General features: G+C 41.1%; 1 protein-coding gene. It reads right to left on the reverse strand.

All coding sequences use genetic code 11. The annotated features are described in order from the left end of the window. On the reverse strand, positions 1–321 hold a 321-nt coding region (locus tag AB4496_RS29175), incomplete at both ends, for a histidine kinase dimerization/phospho-acceptor domain-containing protein (RefSeq protein WP_372133613.1).

The raw sequence follows: 321 nt of genomic DNA on the forward strand, positions 1-321 counted from the left end.
GATGTACTCATATTTAACAATATAGACTGTTGTTCATCATTCAGCGGTGTGGACTTTAGCGTGTCGATTAAGCCTATGGTGGCGTTTAGCGGCGTTCTTAACTCATGACTCATCATTGCTAAGAATTCAGATTTGGCTTTGTTGGCTCTTTCTGCGTCTTTTCTTGCTGCTACGAGTTCTGCTGTACGTTCTCGGACTGTCGCTTCAAGTTTTTCTTTGTTTTCAATATCGAAAACAGCACGCTCAATCAGCGGTCGAAATCGGTTTAGAGTGGCTTTGGTTTCAATACTAAAGTGTTTGGTATTGGAATGGATAAAGATG

It is taken from the genome of Vibrio sp. 10N.222.46.A1 (assembly GCF_041473595.1).
Classification (GTDB): Bacteria; Pseudomonadota; Gammaproteobacteria; order Enterobacterales; family Vibrionaceae; genus Vibrio; species Vibrio tasmaniensis_A.